General features: G+C 47.1%; 7 protein-coding genes. 6 read left to right on the top strand and 1 reads right to left on the bottom strand.

The genetic code is table 11. The features are described 5' to 3' along the window. Nucleotides 1-58 precede the first annotated feature (58 nt). Entirely contained in the window at nucleotides 59-2077 is a 2019-nt protein-coding gene (mnmC, locus tag F0265_RS09185; RefSeq protein WP_171748775.1) for a bifunctional tRNA (5-methylaminomethyl-2-thiouridine)(34)-methyltransferase MnmD/FAD-dependent 5-carboxymethylaminomethyl-2-thiouridine(34) oxidoreductase MnmC, read from the bottom strand. A gap of 128 nt (nucleotides 2078-2205) precedes the next feature. Here mnmC and fabB point away from each other — a divergent pair, with 128 nt between their 5' ends. The 6 genes from fabB to accD all read left to right on the top strand — a co-directional run bounded on the left by fabB (nucleotide 2206) and on the right by accD (nucleotide 13374). Next, nucleotides 2206-3417, top strand: a complete 1212-nt coding sequence (fabB, locus tag F0265_RS09180) for a beta-ketoacyl-ACP synthase I (protein WP_006959468.1) — start codon at nucleotides 2206-2208, stop codon at nucleotides 3415-3417. Nucleotides 3418-3648: 231 nt separating this feature from the next. Then, entirely contained in the window at nucleotides 3649-4782 is a 1134-nt protein-coding gene (locus F0265_RS09175; RefSeq protein ID WP_171748631.1) for a 4-phosphoerythronate dehydrogenase, read from the top strand. Continuing rightward, on the top strand, nucleotides 4779-5792 hold the full coding sequence (locus F0265_RS09170; RefSeq protein WP_006959466.1) for an aspartate-semialdehyde dehydrogenase: 1014 nt from the start codon (nucleotides 4779-4781) through the stop codon (nucleotides 5790-5792). Before F0265_RS09175 ends, F0265_RS09170 begins: the two co-directional genes overlap by 4 nt. Nucleotides 5793-5993: 201 nt before the next feature. Next, a complete protein-coding gene (locus tag F0265_RS09165; protein WP_171748630.1) occupies nucleotides 5994-11384 on the top strand; it encodes a FimV/HubP family polar landmark protein in 5391 nt (1796 codons plus the stop codon). 92 nt (nucleotides 11385-11476) lie between these two features. Continuing rightward, a complete protein-coding gene (gene truA / locus F0265_RS09160; RefSeq protein WP_171748629.1) occupies nucleotides 11477-12271 on the top strand; it encodes a tRNA pseudouridine(38-40) synthase TruA in 795 nt (264 codons plus the stop codon). Between the two features lie 176 nt (nucleotides 12272-12447). Further along, nucleotides 12448-13374 (top strand): acetyl-CoA carboxylase, carboxyltransferase subunit beta, encoded by a 927-nt coding sequence (gene accD, locus F0265_RS09155; RefSeq protein WP_171748628.1) that lies wholly within the window; start codon nucleotides 12448-12450, stop codon nucleotides 13372-13374.

Here is a 13374-nt window from a genome sequence, read left to right as displayed (position 1 = left end):
TCCCAAGAGAGATTGTGGTGAAGGAGCGTGAGCATGATAGAAGCCCTGCAACCAAACGTTACTGTTCAGTAATGGCTTTGCCCTTTCGCAATTTTCTCACCCACATACGGCTTGGATGAAGCTCTTCCAATACGTCCACTGGCAGCGGCAAAGGGTCACCACATATCTGTGAAGCTAAGGTTTCCGCTAAAAGAGGCGCCGAGCTTAAACCGCGCGATCCCAGACCAAGCATACAAAACAGGTTAGGGTAGGATGGTGCTTTTTCTGCGTCTGCCAGTTTGGTGGTTTGCAGATTGTGATAAACCTGCTTGGTTTTGTCTAAATCTCCGACACTGCCAATAAATGGCAAGTGGTCTCGGCTCACACAACGAATACCCTGACGCGATTGGTTATCTGAGGTATCGACTTGGTGGGGCCAGCTTTGTTCTGGGACACATTTACGTAGCTTGTCTCCGTTACCTTGTTGGGCGACGGGGTCAAACTCACGATTCAGATTCTCTCTGTCGTAGCTCGCACCAATGCAATGAAATCCGTTATTCGGGTTTACTGGCGTCATATAGCCGTCGTAGCAAAGCACCGTTTTGAGTTTGCTGAGCTCACTGTTGGTCGGAATATGGCTCACCTGACCTTTAACCTGACCAAGAGGGACGTCTTTCGTCTGAGGTAATTCACTGAACTGATGACCATTGGCGACCACAACAGTATCGTGAGTGAAGGTTTTGTCACCGCTGCTTAATGTCCAGCTAGCGTGTGCTTCATCCCAACGCATATCGTCTATCTTAGTTTGATAATGCACTTCAAATAATGGGCTTTGGGCTACATGTTCAATCAACCCTTGAGTGAGCTGAGCCGGGCACAGCCATCCGCCTAGTGGGTAATGCACGCTGCTCATATCAACCGGCAAGCCAAGCATCTGGTTGGTTTGCTCACCACTCAGTTGGCGGATAAGGCCACTATCAAAATTGCCACTCAACATGCGTTCCAGCTTGGCTTGTGACTTTTCATCCCACATTAGTTGAGTCACGCCACACCAGTCATGGTCAAATTTAATCGATTGAGCCGCTTGTTCAATAAACTGTCGAGCAAACAAAAAGGCCGGAGCAAACACGCGAGAGACACCTGTGTGCAAACCATTCAGTAATGGGTAGACTGCACCCTGACGATTGCCCGACGCCCCTTGTGCAGCTTCTGAATCCTGGCAATATAGGGTTACTTTTACCCCTCGGCGAATGAGTGTTTTTGCTAAAGTGGCACTGGCAATGCCGCCGCCAATAATCGCTACGGACTGAATCGAACCACTACGATCGCGATGGAACCAAGGCTTGTGGTTAGTGTGAGGCTTTCGTTGGGCTAAGTGTCCAGCAATCATGTCTCGTTTGGTGCCAAAGCCTTTGACTTTCTTCATTTCGAAACCGGCTTCAATCAACCCACGTCGCACGAAGCCCGCCGCAGTGAAAGTGGCACAGGTACAATCTTGCTTAGCGAGTTTGGCCATGCCATCGAACAGTTCTTGATTCCACATTTCAGGATTCTTGCTCGGAGCAAAACCATCAAGAAACCATGCATCAATCAACCCTTGTTCACCAACAGGGACTTTTGGCATGCAATCTTTTATATCACCAAACCATAGGTCTAGGGTTATCGCGCCGTCTTCAAGGACAATTCGGTGGCACTCTGGAACGGCAATTGGATAATATTGCTGTAATTTTCTTGCGTATTCAGCCAGTTCCGGCCAAGCTTGGTGAGCTTTAATCAGGTCATCTTTACTCAAAGGGTACTTTTCGAAACTCACAAAATGCAGTTCTTTTAGTGGCGCATCCGGGTTTTGACGCCTAAATTCTTCAAACCATTGCCAAACTGCGAGGAAATTCAGACCAGTACCAAAGCCTGTTTCTCCGATGACAAAACGACGCTGGTCATAATCTTGCCATCTTTGTGGCAGATGATTTTGATGAAGAAAGACGTAGCGGGTCTCTTCAAGGCCGTTTACGTTGGAAAAATAAACGTCATCAAACTGATCTGATACTGGGGTTCCGGCATCGTTCCAGCCCAGCTGAGCATTGGTAATTGAGGTCATAATGTCTGAATTTTTGTGATGAAGACGATAAAGTTGTGGCGATTGTACGGTTTTCTGGGAAAGCTGACCACTTTTCACAGGTAACTTAGTTATCATCTAGCAGATTTTTGAATTATAGGAATGTCATAATGAAACGAGTCGTAATCACCGGTATGGGTATTGTTTCAAGTATCGGTAACAACGTCGAAGAAGTTTTAGCGTCTCTAAAAGCAGGTAAATCTGGCATTACTGCCTCTGAGCAGTTTAAAGAACAAGGTCTACGTTCACAGGTTTGGGGTGATCTGAAAATCAACCCATCAGAGCATATTGACCGTAAACAGATGCGCTTTATGGGTGATGCGGCTGCGTATGCATACCTATCAATGCAGCAGGCAATCGAAGATGCTGGCCTGACTGAAGAACAGGTTTCTAATGACCGTACCGGTATCGTAGCAGGTTCTGGTGGTGCTTCTGCACTAAACCAAGCGTTGGCGGTAGATACGATGCGTGCGAAAGGCGTGAAGCGAGTGGGTCCTTACATGGTTCCTCGTACTATGTCTTCTACGGTTTCTGCGTGTCTTGCAACGCCATTTAAAATCCGTGGCGTAAACTACTCAATGAGTTCAGCGTGTGCTACTTCTGCACACTGTGTTGGCCATGCAATGGAGCTTATCCAGCTTGGTAAACAAGACATCGTATTCGCTGGTGGTGGTGAAGAGCTAGATTGGTCTCAAACTATGATGTTTGACGCTATGGGCGCACTATCTACTAAGTACAACGAAACGCCAGATAAAGCTTCTCGTACTTACGATGCAGATCGTGATGGTTTCGTTATCTCTGGTGGCGGCGGCATGCTGGTTATCGAAGAGCTAGAACACGCTCTGGCTCGTGGCGCGAAAATCTACGGTGAGATCGTCGGCTACGGCGCGACGTCTGATGGCTACGACATGGTTGCTCCATCAGGTGAAGGCGCAGTGCGTTGTATGAAGATGGCGATGCAAGACGTAGACGCAATTGACTATGTGAACACGCACGGTACATCAACACCAGTTGGTGACGTAAAAGAGCTAGGCGCTATTCAAGAACTGTTTGGTGACAACAGCCCAGCAATTTCTGCGACAAAAGCGATGACAGGTCACGCTCTTGGTGCGGCTGGCGTACATGAAGCGATTTACTCGACGCTGATGTTAGACAACAACTTCATCGCCCCAAGCGTGAACGTTGAGAATCTGGATGAAGCGGCTCAAGGCCTAGACATCGTGACAGAAACACGTGATGCAGAATTAACGACAGTAATGTCAAACAGCTTTGGTTTTGGTGGTACAAACGCAACATTGGTTATCAAAAAATACCAAGGCTAACTGAACGGCTGGGGTTTCCCAGTGCACAGGTTTCCAGAGCTTGACTACGCTTTGATACAAAACGTAGTTGAACAGACGCAGACTCTGACCCATGGAGAGCGGGTCGGGATCCTTTTGTTCTGGAACTTTGCCCGGCTTATGCCGGGCATTTTTCTTTCTGCCGCTAGTGCTCGACAGAGACAGCGCTTTTCTGCACAATCACTGCAATTCCCAAATCAAATCTCTTAAGCCATGAAAATCCTAATTGATGAAAATATGCCTTATGCTGAGCAGCTTTTTAGCCAGCTGGGCGAGGTTGTTTTAAAATCCGGACGTACTCTGAACGCCGATGACTTAGTCGATGTAGATGCGTTGATGATTCGCTCTGTTACCAAAGTAAATGCCGAGCTGATTTCTAAAGCAAATCGGCTTAAGTTTGTTGGAACAGCAACCGCTGGTATGGATCATGTTGATCAGGCGTTACTCAAAGAGAAAGGCATCTTTTTCACGGCGGCACCTGGATGCAACAAAGTCGGTGTAGCAGAGTACGCGTTCAGTGTCATGATGGTACTTGCGCAGCAACAAGGCTTTTCAGTATTTGATAAAACCGTTGGAATCATTGGCGCAGGTCAGGTGGGTAGTTACCTGCAGCAATGTTTGGAAGGCATTGGTATTAAGGTGCTTATCAACGATCCACCGAAGCAAGCGGCGGGAGATGAACGTCATTTCACCCCGTTAGATGTATTGCTTAAGCAAGCGGATATCATTACTACTCACACTCCAATCACCCGTGATGGTGACTTTCCGACCCATCATCTAATCAATGAAGCTGTGTTGAATAAGTTACGTGGTGATCAAATTTTAATCAATGCGGCGCGCGGGCCAGTCGTTGACAACGCCGCTTTGAAAGCTCGTTTGAGAAAACAAGATGGTTTTATTGCTGCATTGGATGTGTTCGAATTCGAGCCAGAGGTTGATATGGAGCTTCTGCCTCTGCTAGCATTCGCAACCCCTCACGTCGCCGGTTATGGTTTAGAGGGGAAAGCACGCGGGACAACGATGATTTTTAATAGTTTCTGCGAGTTTCTGAATAACGATTTACGCGCACATGCCAGTGAACTTCTGCCAACAGCACCGGTGCCTGAGTTAGTATTGGACAGAGCTTGGGAAGAAGCTACGCTGCACAATCTGACGCAACTTGTCTATGATGTGCGTAAAGACGATGCATTGTTCCGTCGTGAAATCAGTCAGCCTGGTGCGTTTGACTTGATGCGTAAGAATTACTGGGATCGCCGTGAATATAGTGCAGTCACGCTAAGAGGAAATGCAGAGGCTAACCTGCAACCACTAGCGAAATTAGGTTTTCAAATTGAGGTAAGTCAATGAGCCAGCAATATAACGTTGCCATTTTAGGTGCGACCGGCGCAGTCGGTGAAACAATTCTCGAAGTACTTCAGGAACGTAAGTTTCCTGTTGGTGACCTTTTTCTGCTAGCCAGTGAACGCAGTGAAGGCAAGACTTACCGTTTTAACGGCAAAACCATCAAAGTCGAAAACGTAGAGAACTTTGATTGGTCTCAGGTACACATCGGCCTGTTTTCCGCTGGAGGAGAACTATCGGCTAAGTGGGCGCCAATCGCCGCCGATGAAGGGGTGATTGTCATCGATAATACCTCTAACTTCCGTTATGAGTATGACATTCCTTTGGTTGTGCCTGAGGTTAACCCTGAAGCGATTGCCGAGTTCCGTAACCGCAACATCATTGCTAACCCGAACTGCTCGACGATTCAAATGTTGGTAGCACTTAAGCCGATTCATGATGCCGTGGGTATTGATCGTATTAATGTCTCGACTTACCAATCCGTTTCTGGCGCTGGTAAATCCGGTATTGATGAGTTGGCAGGCCAAACTGCTAAGCTGCTTAATGGCATGCCGGCTGAAAATGAGCAATTCTCACAGCAAATTGCTTTTAACTGTCTGCCGCAAATTGACCAGTTTATGGAAAATGGCTACACCAAAGAAGAGATGAAAATGGTGTGGGAAACGCAGAAAATCTTTAATGACTCGTCAATCACGGTTAACCCGACTTGTGTGAGAGTGCCTGTTTTCTATGGTCATGCGGAAGCACTTCATATCGAAACTCGTGCACCTATTGATGCTCATGAAGTGGCTAATTTATTAGAGCAGACCGAGGGTGTTGAAGTGTTCCATGGTGAAGATTTCCCGACACAGGTTCGTGATGCGGGTGGTAAAGATCACGTGATGGTTGGTCGTATTCGCAACGATATCAGCCACCATAGTGGTATCAACTTGTGGGTTGTAGCAGATAACGTTCGCAAAGGCGCAGCAACCAATGCGGTTCAGATTGCAGAAGTTCTGATTCGCGATTACTACTGAGCGTATTATTAACACTTATAGCAAAGCCTCACCATCGTGTGAGGCTTTTTTAATCAGATTCCTAAATTTAGTGTGAGATTAGTGCGAATATGGCGGCAGCCACACATTTTTTAGCTATGCACCTATAGTTTTAGCGTGTTTATCCGATATATTTAACAGATCATTACATTAAAATTTATTGAGCACATAGCTGAGCCTTCTATGCTTCGAATTTTTAAGCGTCTGCTGCTGCCTGTTGCATTAGTAGCCGTGACTCAGACATCGATTGTTAGTGCAGAAACTATTCGCCTTAAGGGACCTGACGGCGAGATCCAGGCATCGCCGCAATATTCTGATTTTGTCCCCCAAGATCTGCGTAACAACGAGCCTTCTCGCTTTTATGGACCAACTACTTCTCAAGAAACACTTTGGGCTATTGCCAGCCGTTTGCGTCCATCAGCTAGCGTTTCTGTACAACAAACGTTACTTGCTGTGTATCAGCTCAACCCTCAAGCGTTTGAAAATCAAAACATCCACGAGCTTATTCCAGGCAGTACACTACGAATTCCTTCGTTGGCTCAAGTTCAAAGTGTTTCGACACAAGAAGCTGTCAATGTTATGGCGGCCCATCAAGCACGCTTGACGGATATTCCTGCGGTTTCTCGCCCAACCCCGCAAACCTCGCCTCAGCAACAACCTGAAGAAATGAAACCATCTGACGCTGAAAAGCCAATGATGGATGATACCAAACCGGCAATGCAGCCAAATGCGGATTTAGCAAAAATAGCCAAGCAAGAGCAAAAAGCGCAAGTTTCGACTTTGGAGAAACAACTCGAAAGTTCAGAAGGCGAGTTGATGGCTCTGGAAGAGAAAAATCATAAGTTGCGCTTGATGTTGGCTGATGTTCAGTCCGAAGTGGATGTGCTGAAAGATGAGCTGGGTGATGAGTCTCGCATTCGCAATGAGGTAGAAAAATTACTCGAAGCGGAACGTCTGCGACTTGCCGAAGAGCAGAAAATGCAACCCTCTCCGCTCGATGAACTGCTCTCTAATACTTGGCTTGTCGCTGCGCTGGCTATCATCCCAGGCTTGCTGATTGGCTTGCTGATCATGATGTTGTTGGGTCGCCGTAAGAAAGAAGACTCAGAAGCACAAACCGCGACCGAACAAACCGCTGAACCTGTTGCGCCAATCACTCCGGATTCTCTTAATGAAGAAGTGGATGATGATTTACTGCTTGATGATGACTTGTTTGGTGAATCAACCGACGATGAAGAAGAGTTGTTCTCGGATGATTCTGGTTTAGATGAAGGTAAAGAAGATGGCGAAGTAGATGTCTTTGCCGACTTAGAAGATAACGATCTCGATTTCAATCTTGAAGGTGAAGATGGCGAAGACCCATTCGCTGGCATCGGGGACGATGGCGAGCTAGACGAAGCGCTTGCCGATATGGATATGAGCTCCAATGGCATCAGTGTGAATAGCGAAGATAAAGCACTGGGCCTTGAAGAAATGGAGCGAGCCCTGGATGAAGTTGTTATTGAGGATGAGTCACCAGAAGGTGAATTTGATTTATCAGATGATGACGATGAGATTTCTCAAGACGAGCTAGACTCACTGCTGGCATCAGATGGAGACTCGGAAGATCTTGGCACCGATGAGTTGGATCAGTCACTGTTAGACGACTTGTTCAATGAAAGTGACACTGATGATACGAGTGACGATCTGGACTTTGACTCGTTGCTTGATGAGGCTGATGGTGGCTTTGATCTGAGTGATGATGATGCTGGGAGCACCGATACAGATGAGCCTAGTCTAGCGTCAGATAGCGAAATTGATGACCTCTTTGCTCAAGTGGAAGCTCAGGCAGACCTAGAAAAGCTTGAAGCTGAAGCACTTGATGAGACTGCGCTTCTGGATGAAATGGTGGAAGAGCCAACACCAGAAGTCAGTGAAAACAGTACAGACTTACTCGATGAGCTGATTGATGATGGTGAGGAGACAGATCCTAGTTCAGATAAGGCGCTAGATGACTTCTTAAGCGACGATCTCGATCTTAGCGATGATAATGTCTTCGATGAACTGATCACCGATGACAGCAATGAGCTTGATGCAGAGTCAACCGAAACACTTGATGAGTTTTTGTCTGATGATCATACCCAAGATGTAAGCTCACTTGAAGATAGTACAGAGTTACTGGATGATTTATTCGAGACACAATCTGAGCAACAACAGCAAGTTACTGAAGAACTCGGTGATGAAGGCACCGACCTGTTTGAAGAGTTGCTAGAGATTGAAAAGCAGAGCGATGAATCGGTAGAGGAAGAGAATGAAGATCTCACTCTGAGTAATGAGTTGAACCAAGATGTTGCGCTTGCTGACGCTGTTGAGTCTTTGGATGACATTGCTGGTACAGATAAATTCTCCAGTGAAGATTTTATCGATGACATGTTGAGTGCTGCGCCCGAAGGTGATCCATTGCTCGATGAGCTTGATTTGGATGAACCCGATTTAAGTGAAGCAGTATCTGAGGAAGCTGTTGCACCGCAACCTGAAGATGATTCAAACTTTGCAGAGCCAGAGCCAGAGCCAGAGCCAGAGCCAGAGCCAGAGCCAGAGCCAGAGCCAGAGCCAGAGCCAGAGCCAGAGCCAGAGCCAGAAGAGGATGATTGGCTGACTTCAGCGATTGATGAGGTGGAAAACCCTGAATTAGCCGAAGAGTCTGAGTTTGATTTGGCTGAGGACGAAAATCAGGATGCTCTTTCAAGCGATGTAGAACCACTTGAACTCGATGAGCCGGAAGCTACGGGCTCGGAGTCCGAGCACGAAGATGAAGATGATTGGTTGACGTCTGCTATTGATGAAGTCGAAAACCCAAGTTCTGAATTGGAAGAGAGTCATGAAGTTCCGGTTACTTCTTCAACGCAGTTAGATGAGAGTACAGCCGTTGCTGCTGAAGAAAATGCGCCTGTTGAGGAAGATTTACTTGCTCAGCAGGAGCAAACGGACACACCATCTGGAGAGACTCCAGAGACTCCAGAGACTCCAGAGACTCCAGAGACTCCAGAGACTCCAGAGACTCCAGAGACTCCAGAGACTCCAGAGACTCCAGAACCAGCAATAGAACAATCAGCGGCCCCAATGCCTGAAGCTATTCCAAATGAATTTGGGGTTCCGGAAGATGATGATTGGCTGATTGAAGATGAAGCGTCCGAAGCAATATCTGATGATCTCATGGCTGATACGCCTGCTGCTGAAGAGCCAGAGCTTGAAGCACCTGCCGCTGAGTCAGAAGAGTCGCTAGCGCTGGATGATTTAGATCTTCCAGAATACAGCGAAGAAGATGCGCTGGCCGATGTTGCCGAAGAGCCGGAGCTTGAAGCTCCTGCTGTTGAATCTGAAGAATCATTAGAACTGGATGATATAGAACTTCCAGAATACAGCGAAGAAGACGCACTAGCGGATGTTGCAGAAGAGCCGGAGCTTGAAGCGCCTGTTGCTGAGTCAGAAGATTCATTGGAACTGGATGACATAGAGCTTCCAGAGTACAGCGAAGAAGATGCACTAGCAGACGTTGCCGAAGAGCCAGAACTTGAAGCACTTGTCGCTGAACCTGAAGAGTCGTTAGCCCTAGACGATTTAGATCTTCCAGAATACAGCGAAGAAGATGCACTAGCAGACGTTGCCGAAGAGCCAGAACTTGAAGCACCTGTTGTTGAATCTGAAGAATCGTTAGAACTGGATGATATAGAACTTCCAGAATACAGCGAAGAAGACGCACTAGCGGACGTTGCCGAAGAGCTAGAGCTTGAAGCGCCTGTTGCTGAACCTGAAGAATCGTTAGAACTGGATGATTTAGATCTTCCAGAATACAGCGAAGACGATGCACTCGCGGATGTTGCTGAAGAGCCTGAGCTTGAAGCACCTGCCGCTGAACCTGAAGTACCTGTTGCTGAATCTGAAGAGTCGTTAGCGCTGGATGATTTAGATCTTCCAGAATACAGCGAAGAAGATGCGCTGGCCGATGTTGCCGAAGAGCCCGAGCTTGAAGCGCCTGTCGCTGAGCCACAAGAGTCATTAGCCCAATACAGCGAAGAAGATGCGCTGGCGGATGTTGCCGAAGAGCCAGAGCTTGAAGCACCTATCGCTGAGTCTGAAGAGTCGCTAGAGCTGGATGACTTAGAACTTCCAGAATACAACGAAGACGATGCGCTGGCCGATGTTGCTGAAGAACCTGAACTTGAAGCGCCTGTCGCTGAGTCTGAAGAGTCGTTAGAACTGGATGACATAGAGCTTCCAGAATACAGCGAAGAAGACGCGTTAGCGGATATTGCCGAAGAGTCAGAGCTTGAAGCCCCTGTCGCTGAATCTGAAGAGTCGCTAGAGCTGGATGATTTAGAACTTCCAGAATACAGCGAAGAAGATGCATTAGCGGATGTTGCTGAAGAGCCGGAGCTTGAAGCCCCTGTCGCTGAGCCAGAAGAATCGTTAGAACTGGATGATTTAGATCTTCCAGAATACAGCGAAGAAGACGCACTAGCGGATGTTGCTGAAGAGCCTGAGCTTGAAGCACCTGTCGCTGAGCCTGAAGAGTCATTAGCCCTAGACGATTTAGATCTTCCAGAATACAGCGAAGAAGATGCGCTAGCCGAAGTTGCCGAAGAGCCAGAACTCGAAGCTTCTCCTTCCGAGCCAAAGGGCTCGCTAGAGTTGGATGATTTAGACATTCCAGGCTACGTCGAACAAGGGACGTTGGCGGACGCAGTTGCTGAACCAGAGCCCGAAGCAAATACTGTTCAACAAGAGGATTCTCTTGAACTCAATGAGCGAGATTTACCTGAATTTGATGAGCAAGATGCGCTAGCTGAGGCGTTCGATAGTGGCTCTGATGATGTTGACTTCAAACTTGATGAGCTCGAATTACCATCTCTTGAAGAAATTCCATCTGAGGCTATGGATCGTTCTGATGAAGCTGAAGAATTGGCGCATCACGCATTCAATGAAGCAACGTTTAATGAATTGCTTTCTGAAAGTGAACCAGAACAAACGGCTAGCTTTGACTTTGACAAACCTGTCGACTCAGTCACTTCTGATAGTGCAGGCATGGATATTGACGCCATGCTGGAAGTGGGGGGAGAAGACTGGAACGGCTTTAGCTTATCCCCTGAACAACAAGCTCAAATTACGGATGATATTCCGGAAGACCAACAAGGTGTCTGGGATGATGGTAATCGCCCTGAACAAGCTCAAATCTTAGATGAAAACTGGGAAGACCAAGAAGAGCTAGGAGATTTCAATCCGCAAGAAGGCGAGTTCCGTACCATCGATGAGCTGATGGCTGAAGTTGAAAAAGAAGAGCAGCAAAGCTTTGAAGAAGAAGAGTTGAAGCTTGATGTCGGTTTAAGTGACTTCCCAGACGTCATCGGGGATACCGGAGATGTCGATGTTGACAACAATTCAGAGGCGTCTGGCAAACTCGATTTAGCCAAAATCTACATTGAAATGAATGATGCCCAAGGCGCAATTAAGTTGCTTGAAGAAGCCATTGTGGATGGTAGCGACGAGATCCGCCGAGAAGCGAAAAACTTAATCGATGCGATCAACGGTCGATGAATGAGTAATCCATATAGGGGGCGTTGAGCCCCCTTATCTTTTTGGACAAAAATGTTTATACTTCCCGCCCCATTTTCGATGAGAACACCCTGATGAGAATTGCGTTAGGTATTGAGTATAACGGTACTCATTACTTTGGTTGGCAGCGACAAAAAGAAGTGAAAAGCGTGCAAGAGAAACTTGAGCGTGCGTTAAGTATCGTTGCAAACCATCCTGTAGAAGTACAGTGTGCAGGGCGCACTGATGCGGGCGTTCATGGAACGGGTCAAGTGGTCCATTTTGACACCACCGCCAGCCGAAAAATGGTTGCGTGGACAATGGGTGTCAATGCCAATCTTCCGAGTGATATTGCGGTTCGTTGGGCAAAAGAGGTACCTGAAGAGTTTCACGCTCGTTTTTCCGCTACAGCACGTCGCTATCGATACATCATTTTCAATAGCGCGTTACGACCAGGTATTATGTCCTCCGGCGTTAGCCACTATCACGGTGAGTTAGATGCAGAGAAGATGCACCAAGCTGGTCAATATTTGTTAGGTGAGAACGACTTCACGTCGTTCAGAGCGGTACACTGCCAGTCCCGTAGCCCTTGGCGTAACATTATGCATTTGGATGTGACTCGTCACGGACAATACGTAGTGATTGATATCAAGGCGAATGCCTTTGTTCATCATATGGTGCGTAATATTACCGGAAGCCTTATCTGTGTAGGCCGTGGGGAGCAGAAACCTGAATGGATAAAGTGGTTGCTCGAAGTGAAAGATCGCAAGCTTGCGGGTGCAACGGCGAAGGCAGCAGGCCTCTATCTGGTTGATGTTGATTATCCAGCAGAATTTGAATTGCCAAGAGTGCCAATTGGGCCACTATTTTTGCCAGACAATTTGAACTAATTCGTGATAAATTGTCCAACTAATCAGTTCTTTAGGGCGTGAGACATTAGTGTAAGAAATAGGTACAACCAGTTTTTTGTCTACACTTGGCATTTTATATGCTTTAATCCTCTCGCGTAAATTCAGAATTTTTGTCCTTCGCAAAGTGCGGAGGCGATGAGAGAAAAAGGTCTTCCATGAGTTGGCTTGAAAAGATTTTAGAAAAAAGCAACATTGTTAGTTCACGTAAAGCGTCCATCCCTGAAGGTGTATGGACCAAGTGTACATCTTGTGAACAGGTGCTTTATCACGCTGAACTAGAGCGTAACCTAGAAGTATGTCCAAAATGTGATCATCACATGCGTATGAAGGCGCGTCGTCGTCTGGAAACATTTTTGGATGAAAATAACCGCGTAGAACTTGCGGACGAGCTTGAGCCACAAGACAAGCTTAAGTTTAAAGATTCAAAGAAATACAAAGACCGTATCTCAGCTGCACAAAAGAGCAGCGGAGAGAAAGATGCCCTTATTGTGATGAAAGGTGAGCTATTGGGCCTTCCTATCGTTGCGTGTGCATTTGAATTCTCTTTCATGGGCGGTTCAATGGGCTCTGTAGTTGGCGCTCGTTTTGTCCGTGCTGTAGAAGCGGCTATCGAGAACAACACAGGCCTTGTTTGTTTCTCTGCAAGTGGTGGTGCACGTATGCAAGAGGCTTTAATGTCTCTGATGCAAATGGCGAAAACCAGTGCTGCACTTGAGCGCTTGTCTCAGAAAGGTCTGCCGTTTATTTCAGTAATGACCGATCCGACGATGGGTGGTGTTTCTGCAAGTTTGGCAATGTTAGGTGATGTCAATATTGGTGAGCCTAAAGCATTGATCGGTTTCGCTGGCCGCCGTGTTATCGAACAGACGGTACGTGAAGATCTTCCAGAAGGTTTCCAGCGCAGCGAGTTCCTGCTTGAGCATGGTGCTATCGATATGATCGTTGACCGCCGCGAAATGCGTCAGCGTGTCGGTAGTCTGATTGCGAAAATGACTAACCAACCTTCGCCTCTAGTGGTTTCTGTGAACGATTCACAAAATGAAGCTGCTTATTCTGTACCAGAAGCGGACGAAAAAGGGTAA

The sequence above is a fragment of the Vibrio sp. RE88 genome, assembly GCF_013113835.1.
Classification (GTDB): Bacteria; Pseudomonadota; Gammaproteobacteria; order Enterobacterales; family Vibrionaceae; genus Vibrio.
The sequence above is the reverse complement of the archived record's forward strand: the minus strand, read 5'-3'. Positions and strand labels throughout refer to the sequence as shown.

Excerpts from the sequence above, each read along its gene's own strand:
- fabB (WP_006959468.1), top strand. The coding sequence starts at position 2,206 with ATGAAACGAGTCGTAATCACCGGTATGGGTATTGTTTCAAGTATCGGT.
- F0265_RS09175 (WP_171748631.1), top strand. The coding sequence starts at position 3,649 with ATGAAAATCCTAATTGATGAAAATATGCCTTATGCTGAGCAGCTTTTT.
- truA (WP_171748629.1), top strand. The coding sequence starts at position 11,477 with ATGAGAATTGCGTTAGGTATTGAGTATAACGGTACTCATTACTTTGGT.
- F0265_RS09170 (WP_006959466.1), top strand. The coding sequence starts at position 4,779 with ATGAGCCAGCAATATAACGTTGCCATTTTAGGTGCGACCGGCGCAGTC.
- mnmC (WP_171748775.1), bottom strand. The coding sequence starts at position 2,077 with ATGACCTCAATTACCAATGCTCAGCTGGGCTGGAACGATGCCGGAACC.
- accD (WP_171748628.1), top strand. The coding sequence starts at position 12,448 with ATGAGTTGGCTTGAAAAGATTTTAGAAAAAAGCAACATTGTTAGTTCA.
- F0265_RS09165 (WP_171748630.1), top strand. The coding sequence starts at position 5,994 with ATGCTTCGAATTTTTAAGCGTCTGCTGCTGCCTGTTGCATTAGTAGCC.